At 44.5% G+C, this 17,052-nt stretch carries 14 protein-coding genes; 10 read left to right on the top strand and 4 right to left on the bottom strand.

Features of this window, described 5'->3' with window-relative positions; translation table 11 throughout:
- Positions 1-20 precede the first annotated feature (20 nt).
- Together rnr and rlmB are read left to right on the top strand one after the other, a co-directional pair.
- Complete coding sequence (rnr, locus tag ACRN9H_RS17310) at positions 21-2,492, top strand: ribonuclease R (protein ID WP_432315398.1); 2,472 nt, start codon at positions 21-23, stop codon at positions 2,490-2,492.
- Positions 2,493-3,233 carry a 23S rRNA (guanosine(2251)-2'-O)-methyltransferase RlmB gene (gene rlmB / locus ACRN9H_RS17305; protein ID WP_107881609.1) on the top strand — a complete coding sequence of 247 codons (741 nt, stop codon included), beginning with the start codon at positions 2,493-2,495 and terminating at the stop codon, positions 3,231-3,233. It abuts the gene before it with no gap.
- An 88-nt stretch (positions 3,234-3,321) separates the two neighbouring features.
- Here rlmB and ACRN9H_RS17300 read toward each other — a convergent pair whose 3' ends face one another.
- Positions 3,322-4,758: an MFS transporter gene (locus ACRN9H_RS17300; RefSeq protein WP_432315397.1), complete on the bottom strand. Its 1,437-nt coding sequence runs from the start codon at positions 4,756-4,758 to the stop codon at positions 3,322-3,324.
- 219 nt (positions 4,759-4,977) lie between these two features.
- Positions 4,978-5,721, bottom strand: coding sequence for a DUF481 domain-containing protein (locus ACRN9H_RS17295; RefSeq protein WP_432315396.1), 744 nt, complete (start codon positions 5,719-5,721; stop codon positions 4,978-4,980).
- Positions 5,722-5,934: 213 nt separating this feature from the next.
- On the opposite strand from ACRN9H_RS17295, the gene rpsF reads away from it, so the two are divergent.
- Genes rpsF through rplI form a run of 4 tightly spaced genes read left to right on the top strand, consistent with a single transcriptional unit; the run spans position 5,935 to position 7,374 of the window.
- Positions 5,935-6,330, top strand: coding sequence for a 30S ribosomal protein S6 (rpsF, locus tag ACRN9H_RS17290; RefSeq protein ID WP_220772542.1), 396 nt, complete (start codon positions 5,935-5,937; stop codon positions 6,328-6,330).
- A gap of 8 nt (positions 6,331-6,338) precedes the next feature.
- On the top strand, positions 6,339-6,644 hold the full coding sequence (priB, locus tag ACRN9H_RS17285; RefSeq protein WP_220772543.1) for a primosomal replication protein N: 306 nt from the start codon (positions 6,339-6,341) through the stop codon (positions 6,642-6,644).
- Between the two features lie 12 nt (positions 6,645-6,656).
- On the top strand, positions 6,657-6,884 hold the full coding sequence (gene rpsR / locus ACRN9H_RS17280; protein WP_006083042.1) for a 30S ribosomal protein S18: 228 nt from the start codon (positions 6,657-6,659) through the stop codon (positions 6,882-6,884).
- A 37-nt stretch (positions 6,885-6,921) separates the two neighbouring features.
- A complete protein-coding gene (gene rplI / locus ACRN9H_RS17275; RefSeq protein WP_432315394.1) occupies positions 6,922-7,374 on the top strand; it encodes a 50S ribosomal protein L9 in 453 nt (150 codons plus the stop codon).
- Between the two features lie 218 nt (positions 7,375-7,592).
- Here rplI and ACRN9H_RS17270 read toward each other — a convergent pair whose 3' ends face one another.
- Positions 7,593-9,791 (bottom strand): S46 family peptidase, encoded by a 2,199-nt coding sequence (locus tag ACRN9H_RS17270; protein ID WP_432315392.1) that lies wholly within the window; start codon positions 9,789-9,791, stop codon positions 7,593-7,595.
- Positions 9,792-9,917: 126 nt separating this feature from the next.
- On the opposite strand from ACRN9H_RS17270, the gene dnaB reads away from it, so the two are divergent.
- The gene (dnaB, locus tag ACRN9H_RS17265) at positions 9,918-11,324 is read left to right on the top strand and encodes a replicative DNA helicase (RefSeq protein ID WP_076501295.1); all 1,407 of its coding nucleotides are present in this window, start codon (positions 9,918-9,920) and stop codon (positions 11,322-11,324) included.
- A 103-nt stretch (positions 11,325-11,427) separates the two neighbouring features.
- Entirely contained in the window at positions 11,428-12,504 is a 1,077-nt protein-coding gene (gene alr / locus ACRN9H_RS17260) for an alanine racemase (RefSeq protein ID WP_432315390.1), read from the top strand.
- A 108-nt stretch (positions 12,505-12,612) separates the two neighbouring features.
- Here the strand turns inward: alr and ACRN9H_RS17255 are convergent, their stop codons facing one another.
- Positions 12,613-13,077 (bottom strand): chemotaxis protein CheX, encoded by a 465-nt coding sequence (locus ACRN9H_RS17255; protein ID WP_220772548.1) that lies wholly within the window; start codon positions 13,075-13,077, stop codon positions 12,613-12,615.
- A 615-nt stretch (positions 13,078-13,692) separates the two neighbouring features.
- Here ACRN9H_RS17255 and ACRN9H_RS17250 point away from each other — a divergent pair.
- Complete coding sequence (locus ACRN9H_RS17250; protein ID WP_432315388.1) at positions 13,693-15,885, top strand: TonB-dependent receptor; 2,193 nt, start codon at positions 13,693-13,695, stop codon at positions 15,883-15,885.
- 105 nt (positions 15,886-15,990) lie between these two features.
- Positions 15,991-16,665, top strand: coding sequence for a Fe2+-dependent dioxygenase (locus ACRN9H_RS17245; RefSeq protein WP_432315386.1), 675 nt, complete (start codon positions 15,991-15,993; stop codon positions 16,663-16,665).
- Positions 16,666-17,052: the final 387 nt, after the last annotated feature.

Genomic DNA, 17,052 nt, shown 5'->3' with positions numbered 1-17,052 from the left:
ACACATTATTTGGATATTGAATGATAAAAGACCCTCATTTTGAGCGTGAACAGGATAAGTACGAAAACCCTATCCCAAGCCGTGAGTATATTATCGATTACTTACGTTCTCAGAAATCACCTATCACTCGTGACAGTATTGCCGCGGCATTAAACATCCATGAGGAAGAGCCACTTGAAGCCCTGCGTCGTCGCTTACGTGCGATGGAACGCGATGGCGAGTTGGTATTCACTCGCGGGCAGAGTTATGGCTTGCCCGAGAAGATGGATCTGATCTCCGGTACTGTCATCGGGCACAGAGAAGGCTTTGGCTTTTTCAAACCCGATGAAGGTGGTGATGACTTATTTATTTCAAACCGCGATATGCTGATGTATTTCCACGGTGATAAAGTGCTGGCGCAAAAAGCGGGCACAGATCGCCGAGGACGTCGTGAGGCGCGTTTAGTTCGTCTGATCCAGCCACGAAGCGCTGCAATTGTTGGCCGTTATCATCTTGATAGTGGTATGGCATTTGTCATCGCCGATGATAAGCGTATTACCCAAGAAATTTTGGTCGCAGATGAAGATCGTAACGGCGCTCGTCAAGGCGATGTTGTGGTGGTGGAATTAACGCGTCGCCCAGGTCGTTTTGTTAAGGCTGCGGGTAAAGTGACAGAAGTACTCGGTAAGCAAATGGCGCCGGGGATGGAAATTGAAATCGCCCTGCGTAACTATGACTTACCTCATACTTGGTCTCCCGCTATCGAGAAAAAATTGCGTCGTATTCCCGATGAAGTGACCGACGCTGATAGAGTTGGCCGAGTCGACCTGCGCGATTTACCTTTAGTGACTATTGATGGCGAAGATGCTCGCGATTTTGACGATGCCGTATATGCAGAGAAAAAGGTCGGTGGCGGCTGGCGTTTATGGGTTGCGATTGCAGACGTAAGTTACTATGTACGTACCGATTCTGCGTTAGATACCGAAGCGCGTGCCCGTGGTAACTCAGTGTATTTCCCGTCGCAAGTGATCCCTATGCTGCCAGAAAAAATCTCTAACGGCCTATGTTCGCTCAATCCTCATGTCGACCGTTTATGTATGGTCGCCGAGATGACTGTGTCTGCTAAAGGTAATTTATCGGGTTATAAGTTTTATCCGGCGGTGATGCATTCCCATGCCCGTTTCACTTATACCCAAGTCGCGGATATGTTAGAAGGTGGCCCGATTGCGCCTGAGCATGAAGCCTTATTCCCGCATCTACAATGTTTACAGTCATTGTATTTAGCACTCGATGAGCAAAGAGCCGAGCGTGGTGCGATTGCGTTTGAGACGATGGAAACGCAGTTCATTTTTAATGAGCAACGTAAGATTGATAAAATCGTCCCGCGTGGTCGTAATCAAGCCCATAAAATTATTGAAGAATGCATGATTTTAGCCAATGTTTCTGCGGCTAAGTTTGTCAAGAAACATAAAGGTGAAGTGCTGTATCGCGTGCATGAAGCGCCATCTGAGCAAAAACTGGCAAACTTTAAAGAGTTCCTTGCTGAGCGTGGTTTAACGATGGGTGGCGGTTTAGAACCGACGCCGTCAGATTATCAAAATTTAATGTTACAAATTGCCGAACGTCCCGATGCTGAGCTTATCCAAGTGATGTTGCTGCGCTCTATGCGCCAAGCAATTTACACCCCTGATAACGAAGGTCATTTTGGTTTAGCACTAGAAGAATACGCGCATTTTACATCGCCTATTCGCCGCTATCCGGATTTAGTCTTACACAGAGTGATCCGTTATTTACTAGCAAAAGAACAGGGTGAAACCACTGAGAAGTGGACGCAGGATGGTGGCTACCATTATCAACTCGATGAGCTCGAAAAATTAGGTGAAGAGTGCTCAACCACTGAGCGTCGTGCTGATGAAGCGACTCGTGATGTCAGCGATTGGCTGAAGTGCGAGTTTATGCAAGATCATGTCGGCGATACTTTCGCGGCTGTGATTGCATCGGTCACCAGCTTTGGTTTGTTCGTGCGCTTAAATGAGTTGTTTATCGATGGCTTAGTGCATATTTCAAGCCTAGGTAGCGATTACTATCAGTTTGATTCTATGCGCCAACGACTCATAGGTGAACATACTAAGCAAGTTTATCAAGTGGGCGATCCTGTGACAGTGAAAGTCGCGGCGGTTAACCTAGATGACAGACAGATTGACTTAGTGATGTTGGGTGACGATGGCAAAGGTAGTAAGCGTAAGTCGTCAGCTAGCCGTGATAAGCCGATTACCGCCCGTGAGCGCGTTAATCGCGAAGGCGCTAAGCAAGGTAAAACGAACAAAACCGCGACATCTACAGCTAAGACTGAAGCAGGTAAAGCCAAACCTAAGGCTAGTACTAAAACGAGTACTAAGCCTAAAGCTAAAACTAGCACTAAGGCTAAAGCGGCGACTAAAGCTCAGACAACAGTAGAAAAAGATCCGGCTACTAAGCCAAAAGCCGCTAAGCGGAGCACGAGAAAGAAATAAATGAAAAAACAAGATATTATTTTTGGGATCCACGCAGTTGAAGCCCTGTTAAAGCACAGCCCTGAGCGCATTATTGAATTATGGTTGTTACAAGGTCGCGATGATGAGCGTTTAACGGCCTTGGCTAATGAAGCCAAATCATTCGGGACAACAATTCAGTTGGCGTCTCGTAAGGTTTTAGATGACAAAGCTGAAAGCAGCCAACATCAAGGTATTGTGGCGCGCGTCAAAGCCGCTAAAGTGTTAAATGAGCAAGATTTAGATGTGTTGCTTGCTAATACTGAGCAACCTTTCCTGTTGATTTTGGATGGCGTGACGGATCCTCATAATTTAGGTGCTTGCTTACGTAATGCCGATGCGGCTGGAGTGCAAGGTATTATCGTGCCTAAAGATAACTCAGTCGGCTTAACTGCGACGGTGAGTAAAGTGGCCTGCGGCGCAGCAGAAACTGTACCGTTATTCCAAGTTACGAACTTAGCGCGCACTATGCGCCACCTACAAGATAAAGGTGTGTGGATTGTGGGCACAGCTGGTGAAGCCGATTGCGAACTTTATCAAGCCGATCTTAAAGGGCCGCTAGCGATTGCTATGGGCGCCGAAGATAAAGGGTTACGCCGTTTAAGTCGCGAGTCTTGTGATTCGCTGATTTCAATTCCGATGGCGGGCAGTGTATCTAGCTTGAATGTATCGGTAGCGACGGGTGTTTGTCTATTTGAAGCTGTGCGTCAGCGTCGTAGTTAACATTTAAACTACGCAGTGATACCATGCTTGTGGTAATCAAAATCGGCTTAACTGTATCTACAGTCAAGCCGTTTTTTATGAGCATTTTTTAACTAAAGGCTTTTTCTACGTTAGCTTGATTATTATCAGTGCTATCGGTTTGAGTCGCTTCTATGTCTGTTTGCCAAGTATCGAAACAAAAGGTGAGTTGCTCTTCATTACACTCAACCGCGTCATCATCATCTACACCATCAGCTCCTAAATCATATTCGTCCTCATCAGCGTTAAACGATGGCGTCATATGCTCTTGAATCGACTCAACATCAACTCGTGGATCTAATGCTGCTGCCAGTGGTGAGGAGACTAAGTCACCTGTTGCCATCATATAATCTTGGGTCACATTGGTTTCGACTTTTTGTTTTGAATGCACGTAATGTAAACGTATAAACAGAATTAAGGTACAGGCCGACATGAAGCCATATAACATGCTGTTACCCAACCATTGCATTAACGTAGAGGCGATGAGGGGGCCGATACTGGCACCTAAGCCAAAGGTTAATAGAATGGTGGCGGATAAACCGACTCGTTCATTTTGCTCGACTCGTGAGTTGGCAAGCGCTGTAGCCAGTGGATAAAAAGTAAAGCCTAAAATACCAAATAGAAAAGTCATTACCAGTGAAATAACGGGATGGTAGGGGATGAGGGTGATCGCCAAAGCTAAGACACCGAGCAATACACAGTTGATGCGAATGAGGCGACTGCGGGACATAATGTCAGATAGCTTTCCCATCGGCCATTGCGCCAATAATCCCGCTAAAATAGTTGCTGTCATATAAGTGGCGACTTTTTCTGGTGGTAAGCCTAAATTGCTAGCGTAGGCTGGCGCGAGACCATAAAACGAACCGACTATCATGCTACCAATCGCTATGGTAGTGAGTGCTTGCGGTGCTTTTTTCCAATAATGGGTAATTTTAAGCGGTGCCGGTACTAAAGGTGCGGGGTGAAGACGGCGGGTGAGTGAAATTGGTACGATACAGAGTGAGAAGCAAATGGCGATAAGCAGTAGCGGCTCTAAACCTAATTCGGGGAAAATACTGATGGCACCTTGGCCTAAGATTAAGCCGAAGTAAGAAACAATCATATAACTGGCAAATACAGTACCGCGTTGGTTGCTCTCAGCTTGTTCGTTAAGCCAGCTCTCTAACACCATGTATTGGCACATCATTCCCATACCAACAATCAGCCGCAGCAGTAGCCAAACTGATAGCTCATCCACGAGTGCATGGCCTAATGCTGAGGCGGCGACTATCCCTGCACTGGCGACAAAGGCACGAATATGCCCTACTTGAGCGATCAGTTTGTGGCCAATTTTAGAGCCTGCAACAAGACCAATATAGTAGGCTGACATCATGCCGCCAATCCATATCTGTGGCACATGCATCACCGAGAGCCTGAGGCCAAGATAGGTTGTGAGTAAACCGCCAGCCAATACCATTAATAAAGTAGTGCTATATAAGGAGGCGAAAGTGCGTAGCGGATTAGTCATATACAACTCCGAAAACACAACAAAAATAACAACGTGGGGAGAGTATATCAGGGGTTAGTGTTTATGTTGTGTTGCAAATTGTTAGAAAATCTTGATTAAGCCCTCGTTTTTACGTGAAAGATTATGAAGACCTGATGACACAAGGTATGCATACTCAAGCATGTTTTAAAATGAGAACCCGTGAGTCGCGTTATAAGCGCATTTTTATTGAGTATGGATTTATCTAAAGGTATAAAGCAGGTTGAAGGTGGTTATAGTATCCGTCTGTTGGCTACCTTCTGGTACGGCTTCAGTGTATTTAATGTTCATACCAATCTTAAATGCCCAATCTTGGAACACAAGATTCTTGTAGTTCATATCTAAGGTGAGGGTGTTGTTATTCTCGCCTACTTCCGCAGTCAGATCGGCATTTAGGCTGCTATATTCCTGCAGTTTTTGGGAAAATTTAGCCGCAGTACGTAAAATAATATCTTTTTCTGCATCAGGATCAGGAATATCGACCGATTCTGCCGGCAGGTTATATCGGTAACCGGGACCAATTTCGAGACTGAGTTTGGTTTTATAGCTACTGATGGCATTAAAACCGTAACCACTAGAAAGTGTTGATATTTGTGTGTAACTACCGAATTGATCCCAAGTGAAATCACCACGACCGAAGACATAGCCCTTAGTCAACTTATAGTTTGACTGTAGCTGTAGTTCATATTTCTCTGAGGTTGTTTGGCTTTTTTCGGAGGCAAAGTAGGCTTTTAGCGTGGCTTCTTGCTTAGTGCGTTCAGTATCATAAATCAGCTGGGTACGGCCATTAAAACTACTTGATTCATTATTGCCGGTATTCAGCTGCAAACCGGCTTCAATTTCTGCCGTAAAATCACTTGGTGGTTCTTGATAGTCTGGAGGGACGAGCGCAAGCGCAGGAAATGAAAGACAAAATAAACTGATTGGCACGATAGCTTTTAGCATTATGTTTAATTCTTGATTAGCTGATTTCAGACGTCCGAATATAGGTGAGGCGCCATCATACCTGTATTGATTAGCGAGGCAAAGTTATTGCTTGAGTTTCTGGCTTGCTTTCTGTACTATCTCGCGCTCAAATCAGTCACTATTTTTCGTTCCTTGCCTCCATTTGGTTTGACTGAGCCAATACCGAGGCTACATAACCGTAAGGAGCAATAAATGCGTCATTACGAAATCGTATTTATGGTTCACCCAGATCAAAGTGAACAAGTACCAGGTATGATTGAGCGTTACACAGGTGTTATCACCGAAGCTAACGGAACAATTCACCGTTTAGAAGATTGGGGCCGTCGTCAACTGGCTTACCCAATTCTTGATCTGCATAAAGCTCACTACGTTCTTATGAACGTTGAAGCTAAAGCAGAGACGATCGAAGAGCTAGAAACAGCTTTCCGTTTCAACGACGCAGTTCTGCGTAACATGGTAATGCGTACTAAAGTTGCCGTTACTGAAGCATCGCCAATGGCTAAAGCTAGAGATGAGCGCGATTCACGTCGTGGCCCAGCTGGCGAACGCTCATATGATGAAGCTCACGCTGAAGAAAACGCTGAGTAAGGTAATCTGTGACCACCAATAACTTGGTGTTATCTGGAACGATAACTCGTTCAAGACGCTTTAAAAGCCCAGCAGGTATTGCACACAGTGTAATGATGTTGGAACACAAATCGCAGCGTTATGAAGCAGATATGCTGCGCAACGTCTACGTACAAATTCAAGTGATATTGAGTGGCCCACGCTTTGAAAGCGTAGCAGATGATCTGAAAGCAGGTGTGGAAGTACAAGTGCAAGGCTTTATGACGCTTCAACAGGGGCGTAATGGTCAAAACCGCTTAGTTATCCATGCCGAAAATGTCGAATTGAAAACTTAGGAGACTGTCAACATGGCACGTTATTTCCGTCGTCGCAAGTTCTGCCGTTTCACCGCTGAAGGTGTTGCAGAGATTGATTACAAAGATATCGTTACTTTAAAGAACTACATCACTGAAAGCGGCAAGATTGTTCCAAGCCGTATCACTGGTACTAGTGCTAAATATCAGCGCCAACTAGCTCGCGCTATCAAGCGTGCTCGTTATCTTTCTCTACTGCCATATACTGATTTACATCAGTAATTTGCAGTATTCCTAATCGAATATAGAGGATTTGATAATGAATGTTATTTTACTAGATAAAGTTGCAAACTTAGGTAGCTTAGGCGACCAAGTTTCAGTTAAAGCCGGTTATGCTCGTAACTTCCTTTTACCTTATGGTAAAGCGGTAGTTGCAAATGCTGCAAATACTGAAGTATTTGAAGCTCGTCGCGCTGAATTAGAAGCTAAATTAGCTGCTGACTTAGCTGCTGCTAACCAACGTGCTGAGAAAATCGCTGCACTAGAAGCTGTTGTTATCGCTTCTAAAGCGGGTGATGAAGGCAAACTGTTTGGTTCAGTTGGCAACCGTGACATCGCTGATGCGGTAACTGCTGCTGGTGTTGAGCTGGCTAAATCAGAAGTTCGTTTACCATTAGGCGCTCTGCGTACTATTGGCAACTTCGAAGTTGAAGTTCAGTTACACACTGAAGTTAAAGCTGTTGTTAAAGTTTCTGTGGTTGCAGAAGCTTAATTACGACTCGCTTTAATACATTAAGAGACACCGCCTAGGCGGTGTTTTTTTATGTCTGTAATTTCGTCTTTGAGTGTTGCGAAGATACTTTGGTTTTGATACGGGTGAAGCAATGCAGTAGTGATGCTGTAGTGTCTGAATAGTTAAAAAGCCGCTACAGCATTGGCTATAATGCGGCTTTGGTTTAGCTTAATTGCGTCAGTGTTTAGTACTGAGTATTAATTTCTCACTAAATCCAATTCTTGGATTAAGTTATCGGCATGATCCACTTCATCCATCATCCACAGGATATAGCGAATATCCACGTGTACTGCGCGAGTGATGGTTGGGTTGAAGAACCAATCTTTAGTGATAGCCTCATAGGTTGAGTCGAAGTTAAGGCCCACTAACTCACCTTTGCCGTTGAAGACGGGTGAGCCGGAGTTACCACCTGTGGTGTCCACGCTGGATAAGAAATTAACCGGTACTGAGTTAAATTCTTCTGGTTTATCTAAACAAGAGAAGAGTCTGCAAATCCAGCCGCGGGGATCTTGATAAACCGACTTCACCAGATGATCGCCAAAACGTTGCTCGTGAATCGCATCGAGGAGTTTTTTCGGCGCATTATAGGGCTCAACGCCTGTGTGTTTTGCGACTATGCCATCAAGACGAGTAAACGGCTGTTTATAGAGCGCATCACGTGATTGATAACCATCAACCATGCCATAGCTGATCCGTAGCGTACCATTGGCGTCAGGGTAGACTGGCCAGTTGTTTGCTTTGTAGTATTCGATCACGGCCGCCATATAATCAGGGCGAGCACTAGACAGCTTGCCGTCTACGATTTTTTCTGACTTTTCCTGTGCCATATTCGTGTCGTAAAGTGCTACGGCTAAACGAATAAAGGGATCTGCACTGGTTTCGAAAGCGCGAGCATCGGCATTCATCCACGCGAGGCGCTTAGCTTGGTCTGTGAGCGTAGTGAGTGAGTACAAACCATCGAGTTTAGCTGCGAGATCGGCATCTTTAGTGTTCACACTTAGCATTTCATCGAGTGCAGCTACGCGATTTGATTGGCTAAGGTAAGCATTTAAATTCTGTAGCCACAAAGTCTTATCAACAGTGACATCAAAACTTGAATCGATACGTTTAAGACGTGAGCTTAGCATTGCAATATCACGTTCTTGGTAGCCTTGCTCACGCTCGGCATCGGGCTTTTGTTTTTCTTTAGCAAGACGGTAGAGACTGTTTGCTGCGGTTAACAATGTGCTCGATTGGGCATTGGTAAAGTAGTCATTACTTTGGAACGCTTGTTGTTGCTCGGTGAGTAACACTTCTAACTCAGCAATGAGATTTTGATTTAGCTTAGGGTTTTGTTTAAGCCAAGCTAAAAAGTTATCTTCACGGCTTTGCTTAATGCCAATGATATCCGTTGCTTTAAAACCTGCTAATAGCCCGTTGAGTTTCTTCATCCGGTTAGCCATTGAGGCCATATTACCTGCGTACTTAATGGCGATATCGGCATCTTTTTGTCCCATAGCCTCGATAGTATCAATCTGTAATTGATAGCGCTTAGCTTGGGTTGGGTACAACCAATCACTGGCAAATTTAAGTTCACTGGTCAGGTTGTAACGGCTAGTCGTGCCTGGGTAACCCGCCACAAACACGCCGTCACCGGCTTTTACGCCATCGGCATTAATCTTAAGGTAACTCTTTGGCTGGTAAGGAATATTATCGTCGCTATAAGCGGCGGGTTTGCCATCTTTACCAACATAAGCCCGTAGGAAGGCAAAATCACCCGAATGACGTGGATATTCATAGTTATCAATATCGCCACCATAGCCTCCAACACTTTCAGGTGGTGCGTAGACTAAGCGCACATCGCGGATCATCAATTGCTTGATTAAGTAGTATTCTAAGCCGTTATGGAAACTGCGGACGTTGCAGCGATAGTTGTCATCGGCTTCACAGTTTTTAATCAGTGCTTTGCTGTGATTTTGAATGTCTTCATAACGCGTTAACGGATCTTGGCTGAGATCTTTCATGATACTGGCAGTGACATCCGTTACTGCTTCAGTAATGTATAAACGCTCGTTAGGACCGGCAGAGGGTTCCTTGTCCATTGATGTGGCTAAAAAGCCCTGTTCTAGATAGTTATGTTCTGTCTTGGTGTTATATTGTATCGCCTTGTAGGCACAATGATGGTTTGTCACAACTAGCCCTTGGGGCGAGACAAAACTGGCGGTACAATAGCCCAGTCCTACAACGGCGTTCATAGGATAACGTGTCAGGTCGGCCAATTGTTCTGCTGGAATATTGATTCCGCGTTCACTGAGTTTGTCTGCAATTGAAGGCATTTGATAAGGTTGCCATTGTCCTTCGTCGGCGGTTACCACGCCGGATGTTAGTGCTAGGGCAGCAACCAATGTAATACGCATGTTCTTTCCTTATTGTTTTTTTAGAGTGTCCGTTGGAATGAAATAACAGGCAAGTGTAAACATCCTGTTTGCTTGACGCGGGTTTTATATCATATTTTGTTAAGTTGTTGGAAATCGGGAGTGTTAATGTCACAACAAGGTGCTTTTAAGCCTAAAAGTAAGCCAAGAGATTTGCAGCTAGATGGACTCAAGCTGCCACCGCATTCAATTGAGGCTGAACAATCGGTATTAGGCGGCTTGATGTTAGATGCCGAAGCATGGGATCGAGTGGCTGAGGCCGTAGTCAAAGAGGACTTTTACTCCCGCTCACACAAGATGATTTTTGCTGCTATGCACAGATTGGTTGAACAGGGACAACCGATCGATTTGATCACGGTTTCTGAGCAACTAGAAGTCGAAAATCAATTAGAAGATGCCGGTGGTTTTGCCTATTTAGGTGAAATTGCGAAAAATACCCCAAGTGCGGGTAATATTTTATCTTACGCTGAAATCGTCCGTGAACGTGCTGTTGTACGTGACATGATCCGCGTTGCACACGAAATTGCCGATGCAGGCTACAATCCTGAAGGTCGCGATTCGAGCGAGTTACTCGACTTAGCCGAAAGTAAAGTTTTCAAAATTGCCGAGATGCGTACCAATGTTAACGAAGGTCCTGAGGATATTAAAACGATCCTCGAAAAAACTGTCGATAAGATTGAGCAACTTTACAATAATCCCCATAACGGCGTGACAGGTGTATCGAGTGGCTTTAATGATCTCGATAAAATGACCGCAGGTTTCCAAGCAGGCGATTTAGTGATTGTGGCCGCGCGTCCTTCTATGGGTAAAACTACCTTCGCAATGAACCTATGCGAACAAGCGGCGATGAATGAAGACAAGCCTGTGCTTATTTTCAGCCTTGAGATGCCATCAGAACAGATTATGATGCGTATGCTGGCCTCTTTGGGCCGCGTTGATCAAACTAAAATTCGTACTGGTCAACTTGATGACGAGGATTGGGCGCGAGTCTCATCGACCATGGGCATTATGCTTGAGCAAGGTAAAATGTATATCGATGATGGCTCCGGATTAACGCCAACCGAAGTCCGTAGCCGTGCGCGTCGTATCGCCCGAGAATACGGTGGTTTATCGATGATCATGATAGATTACCTGCAGTTAATGCAGGTACCCGCCTTGAAAGATAACCGTACTCTAGAAATCTCGGAAATTTCACGCTCCTTAAAAGCGTTAGCTAAAGAGTTAGAAATTCCTATTATCGCTCTGTCTCAGCTTAACCGCTCGCTCGAGCAACGTGCTGATAAACGTCCAGTAAACTCGGATTTGCGTGAATCGGGCGCTATCGAGCAGGATGCGGATCTCATCATGTTTATTTATCGCGATGAAGTGTATAACAACGATTCTCAAGATAAAGGTACGGCTGAAATCATTATTGGTAAGCAACGTAACGGCCCTATTGGTCGGGTACGATTAACTTTCCAAGGGCAGTTTTCGCGTTTCGATAATTACGCGGGTCCGCAGTTTGAAGAAGATTAAGCTTTTTTATTGAATTAGATTTACGTTTGCAGAAGACTGACAGTGCTGATGTGTTGTTTTGATTATCCGTGACTTTTTATTTCCTGAGTAAACAAGGTAAATTTTGAACCCTTTTCCCCGTGCTGAAATTAGCAGTAGTGCACTGCAAACCAATCTAGCTGAGTTGCGCCAACAGGCACCAACCAGTCGCGTGATGGCTGTCGTTAAAGCGAACGGCTATGGTCATGGATTATTAAATGTTGCCCATTGTTTAGTCAGTGCTGATGGCTTTGGGCTGGCGCGTTTAGATGAAGCTTTAGAATTGCGAGCAGGCGGTGTTAAAGCCCGTTTGTTATTGCTAGAAGGTTTTTTTCGCGCTACCGACCTGCCTTTGCTGGTCGAGCATGATATCGACACTGTGGTGCATCACGACTCTCAGCTTGAAATGTTAGAGCAAACTGAGCTGACGAAACCCGTTACAGTTTGGTTAAAAATAGATTCAGGTATGCATCGTTTAGGCTTTACGCCCGAGCAGTTTTCAACGGTTTACGCCCGCTTAATGGCGTGTGTAAATGTCGCAAAACCAATTCATTTTATGACGCATTTTGCTTGTGCTGATGAGCCTGATAACACTTATACCTCAGTACAGATGGCGGCTTTTAATACATTAACGACCGGCTTGCCAGGGTTTAGAACCTTAGCCAACTCAGCTGGCGCACTCTATTGGCCACAAAGCCAAGGCGATTGGATACGTCCCGGTATTGCGCTTTATGGTGTGTCACCTGTCACCGGTGATTGTGGGGCTAATCATGGGCTCGTGCCCGCAATGGAGCTAGTATCGCAATTAATTGCGGTGCGTGAGCACAAAGCGAATCAACCCGCGGGTTACGGTTGTTTCTGGACCGCGAAGCAAGATACGCGCTTAGGCGTAGTGGCGATTGGGTACGGTGATGGTTATCCACGCAATGCACCCGAAGGTACACCCGTGTGGGTCAATGGTCGGCGGGTACCGATTGTAGGCCGCGTATCTATGGATATGTTAACGGTCGACTTAGGTCAAGATGCTCAGGATAAGGTTGGCGATAGCGCATTACTATGGGGTAAGGCACTCCCTGTGGAAGAAGTCGCCGAACATATAGGGACTATCGCTTACGAACTTGTTACAAAGCTCACGCCAAGGGTGGCCGTGTGCTTAGTGTGATGACATCATTTGCAATGATGAACAAGTTTTAAATTATAAAACGGTGTATTGAACACCGTTTTTCTTTAGCGGTATGGGGATAAGAAATTATGGCTAATCAAGGCGTCGCTATTTTTCAAAGCAAATTTCAATATAAGCTGCTCCGTATGGGCTGGTGAATGGCATGATAATTTTAGTGCCACTGGCTTTGTGGGAAATAGTATGGCCTTTTCCTGATACCACCATAGGGGTGGCCATTTCAAACTCATAGCCTTTTTGACCCAATAAGTTTTTTGCACCGCCAGTGACCATATTGGTTATTTCACCGACTAGGTCGGTCACTTCGTCGTTAATTTTACCTGGATTTTCACCGAGCATATTTTGCATAATTTGCAGAACCAGCTTTTGTTCAAATGTAATCGACAGTGAGCCTTTAGTTTGAGGGCCTACGAGACCGATTAAACCTGACACATCTCCTTTTGCTAAATTATCTGACTTGATTTGGGGTTTCCCTGGCGTCAAATCCATGCTCGCCATGGTCGAAAGAACATTAAGCAGAGATTGAAGAAAAGGGTTTATAAAATTGACGTTCATGCCTAAATTTGTCCTCTTGTGAGCCTAAATCATGGCGGGATGACATGTACAAGGCTATTAGAAAAGTTGCTTACCAACAGCAATCTTGATTACAGTCTATAGCTTAGATGAGGTCGCTATAAATGTGAGGCTAGTTTATAGGTATTTAATCATTTATCCGAGGTTTGCGTAGTTAAACATCAATACAATTGTGCAATAGAGCCATTTTCCTTGCTTCATCTTAAAATCGTAAGCTGCCATTGATAATGGTGCATGTGTACCTATGCTGCAAAGTTTTTTGGCGTTTACACGCCGTTAGTTGATGTTATCCCCCACATTATTTTTAATCATCTTATGTAATGTTGTTGCATAAAAGAAGCGCATCATTATGTATAGTAAGTATTTCTATCCAGAGTTAACTCCTAACTAGCTAATTTAATTAAATATTAAAATCTAATAATCATCCGTAAGCTTGTCTGTATTTTAAAAGCATGCGTGTTGCAGTATTAGCTGTATTGGTAATGCAAATGATAATAATTATTGATCATATGGTAGTCTTTCCTTATATTAGCGGCCGGTAAATACGTGATATTGCTCACGACAATAACTAACTCTTCGCGATAGGAATGTTTCTTGATGAAAATAGCTCAACGTCGTAATGGTCGAGTTCGACTCGGCGCTCACATGCTGGGATCGTTAACTTTAGGGATGGCAGTCTCTGCTGCTTCAGCGATGGCAGCAGATCAACCGGTACCTGCAACAGATAAGAAAGTCGAACATATTGAAGTGAACGGCGAGTATCTGGGCTATAACAACCGAAAAGTACAATCAGGGAAATTTACTGAAGATCTGCTTAATAGTGCAAAAACAGTAACGATAATAAATCAAGATCTTATCAAAGACATGGGCGCCCAAACTTTTACAGATGCCCTGCGTGCAACACCAGGTATTAGCCTTGGCACAGGCGAGGGTGGTAACCCTTATGGTGATAGGCCTTTTATTCGGGGTTACGATGCGCAGTCATCGACCTTTATTAACGGCATGCGTGATGTGGGTTCGCAAAGCCGTGAAACGTTCAATATAGAACAAATTGAGGTGCTTAAAGGCCCGAGTTCTGTGTATAGCGGCCGCGGTGCGGTAGGTGGTAGTATCAATATTGTTACCAAAAAAGCGAATGCAGAAGATGCAATAAACCTCGATTTAGCCGTCGGTACAGATTCGTTAACTCGCGCTAGTCTAGATATTAACCGCGTCATTGCCGACGAAGCTGCAGTGCGCCTCAATGTGATGGCCCATGATGCAGACACACCTGGACGGAATGAGGTTTCAGGTAACCGTTGGGGCGTTGCGCCTTCAGTTACGTTTGGTTTGACGACACCAACTAAAGTGACGTTAGAGTATTATCACTTTGAAAATCACGATGTGCCTGATTATGGAATCCCTTACGATCAAAGTACGGGACAGCCAGTTGATGTTAATCCTGATAATTTTTATGGTTTGTTGTCGCGTGATTTTCGTGACAATACGGATGACACCGCTTCAGTATTAATAAGCCATGATTTAAGCAATGATTTCCAGTTCACGTCTACCTCAGTTTATAGCCGCAACACTAACGATTATATTGTCACCAACCCCGATGACACTGCGGGTAACGTTGTTAATGGTAATGTGTGGCGCAATACTAAATCGCGTAATTCCGAGACGAAAAGCCTAGCAACTCAGTTGCAGTTAGCTGGCGAGGCGAAGTTAGCGGGCATGCCAAATCGTTTTGCTGTTGGCGCCGAGTTCAGTAATGAGCGTACCAGTAACCAGCCTTATGTAGTTGATGCTGGTAATGGCCGTAATGGTGGCTGTACGGCTGAGATGATTGCGGGCTATAACTGCACCTCGTTGACTAATCCTAATCCGCATGATCCTTGGGTCGGTTCTATCACTCAAGGTATCGTGACTGAAACGGAAACCGACACCAGTTCGCTTTATGCCTTTAACACGATTGAGTTAAGCGACGCATGGATGGTAAACGGTGGTATTCGTTGGGATGATTTCAGAACAGAATCCGATAACGGCACATTGGCGCTATCTAATGAGGATGACTTCTTTAATTATCAATTATCAGTGTTATATAAACCGACTATAAATGGCAGTATTTATGCGGCTTGGGGCACATCCTCTAACCCACCGGGTACTTCTAATGGCGATGGTGCCGACGGTTTAGCCACAGCAAACCAAGATTTAAAACCTGAAGATACCGAAAGCTATGAGCTCGGTGTGAAGTGGGATTTATTCAGCGGCCGCTTGTCTCTGACCAGCTCAATTTTCCAAATTGAGAAAAATAATGCTCGCGTTGCGACCGAAGCTGGCCGTGGTGCGCCGCAAGAAAACGTAGGTAAACAAAACGTTAAAGGCTTTGAATTTGGTTTTTCGGGCGATTTTACCGATGAATGGCATGGTTTTGGTGGTTACACTTACTTAGATGCAACCTTAGAAAGCAATGGTTTTAATGTGGAATATGATGGTAATCGTTTCCCTAATACCGCTAAAAACAGTATTAGTTTGTTTACCACTTATGACATTACAGAGGCATTTAATCTAGGTGGTGGTGCGTATTACATGGGCGAAGTTTACGGTAATACGGCCAATACGCTATCAATCCCATCTTACTGGCGTTTTGATGCAGTATCATCTTACAAAATGAACGAGTTTTTAACCCTACGTTTGAATGTGCAAAACTTAATGGATGAGCGTTATTACGATAAAGCTTATTCAGCGCATTTTGCGAATATGGCGCCAGGACGTTTAGTCATGTTAAGTGCTGATATGCATTTTTAATGCTGGAATTGCGCTAATGTTATGGCAGCCTTCGGGCTGCCTTTTATGTTTATAATCCTTATAAATCATGTCAACCCGTGTGTTTTTATATAATGGAATAATGAGATGCTTATTGAAATCCCTGATGTTTTTTCTAAACAAGAAGTCAGTCAATTACGTGAACAATTAGATACCCGCCGTTGGATTGATGGCAACCAAACTTCAGGGGCCATGGCGAGTACTCGTAAGCGCAATCAACAGTTGGATAAGGACGATCCGGTTGCGGTAGTGGTAGGTCAACAAATCATGGACAGGCTACTTGCACATCCATTATTTGTCTCAGCAGCATTGCCATTACAATTTTACCCGCCGTTATTTAATCGTTATCAAGGTGGGGAAACCTTTGGATATCATATAGATAATGCTATCCGCTCAACCACTGATGGGATGATCCGTACCGATTTGTCAGCGACATTATTTCTCAGTGAGCCAGAAATTTACCAGGGCGGCGAATTAGTTATCCAAGATACCTACGGCCAACAAAGCATAAAATTATCAGCGGGTTCATTAGTGCTGTATCCATCGAGCAGCTTGCATCAGGTCACGCCAGTCCTGTCGGGTGAGCGTACGGCCGCCTTTATGTGGTTACAAAGTATGGTGCGAGATGAAGGCCAGCGCCGCTTGCTATTTCAACTAGATCAATCGATTCAAACACTCACTGCTCAGCAGGCAGCAGAACAAGAGTTGTTTAATCTTACGGGCGTGTACCACAATTTATTGAGACGCTGGAGTGAGTTGTAAATATTTCCATGTGCCAAAATTCAACTCAAAAGCGCGACTCTAGACTCCATAGGGTGTAATTAATACACCTCATTCACTGAATACGTTGTGCCTTATTGTATTTCGCTCTGCCTAGCGTAGAGCTTAGCCCTGCTAAGATGCTGGATATCTTAAAGCTCCCCCGAATAAACTATTCGCGATATACTACAACACTGCCTAATGCGCTGGAACGAAACTGCAATAGCAGCTCTGTTCTGCTGTTGTTATATTTTGATGGTCATCTAGGGTCTGTTGATCTTTCGAGAGTGATTTTTAGACAGCATGACAAGACGTTATAATTTGCTTCGCCAAAAGTAACCATAACCTCAAGCCATGCCAAGACTTATGCTAACCGATGAACGCTGGGAA

Origin of the sequence: Shewanella sp. MF08487 (genome assembly GCF_050848685.1) — a bacterium.
GTDB lineage: Bacteria > Pseudomonadota > Gammaproteobacteria > Enterobacterales > Shewanellaceae > Shewanella > Shewanella glacialipiscicola.
Note: the sequence above shows the minus strand (reverse complement) of the source record. Positions and strands in the feature narration are given on the sequence as shown.

Excerpts from the sequence above, each read along its gene's own strand:
- ACRN9H_RS17300 (WP_432315397.1), bottom strand. The coding sequence starts at position 4,758 with ATGACTAATCCGCTACGCACTTTCGCCTCCTTATATAGCACTACTTTA.
- ACRN9H_RS17250 (WP_432315388.1), top strand. The coding sequence starts at position 13,693 with ATGAAAATAGCTCAACGTCGTAATGGTCGAGTTCGACTCGGCGCTCAC.
- rpsF (WP_220772542.1), top strand. The coding sequence starts at position 5,935 with ATGCGTCATTACGAAATCGTATTTATGGTTCACCCAGATCAAAGTGAA.
- ACRN9H_RS17245 (WP_432315386.1), top strand. The coding sequence starts at position 15,991 with ATGCTTATTGAAATCCCTGATGTTTTTTCTAAACAAGAAGTCAGTCAA.
- rplI (WP_432315394.1), top strand. The coding sequence starts at position 6,922 with ATGAATGTTATTTTACTAGATAAAGTTGCAAACTTAGGTAGCTTAGGC.
- ACRN9H_RS17255 (WP_220772548.1), bottom strand. The coding sequence starts at position 13,077 with ATGAACGTCAATTTTATAAACCCTTTTCTTCAATCTCTGCTTAATGTT.
- ACRN9H_RS17270 (WP_432315392.1), bottom strand. The coding sequence starts at position 9,791 with ATGCGTATTACATTGGTTGCTGCCCTAGCACTAACATCCGGCGTGGTA.
- rlmB (WP_107881609.1), top strand. The coding sequence starts at position 2,493 with ATGAAAAAACAAGATATTATTTTTGGGATCCACGCAGTTGAAGCCCTG.
- ACRN9H_RS17295 (WP_432315396.1), bottom strand. The coding sequence starts at position 5,721 with ATGCTAAAAGCTATCGTGCCAATCAGTTTATTTTGTCTTTCATTTCCT.
- dnaB (WP_076501295.1), top strand. The coding sequence starts at position 9,918 with ATGTCACAACAAGGTGCTTTTAAGCCTAAAAGTAAGCCAAGAGATTTG.
- rpsR (WP_006083042.1), top strand. The coding sequence starts at position 6,657 with ATGGCACGTTATTTCCGTCGTCGCAAGTTCTGCCGTTTCACCGCTGAA.
- rnr (WP_432315398.1), top strand. The coding sequence starts at position 21 with ATGATAAAAGACCCTCATTTTGAGCGTGAACAGGATAAGTACGAAAAC.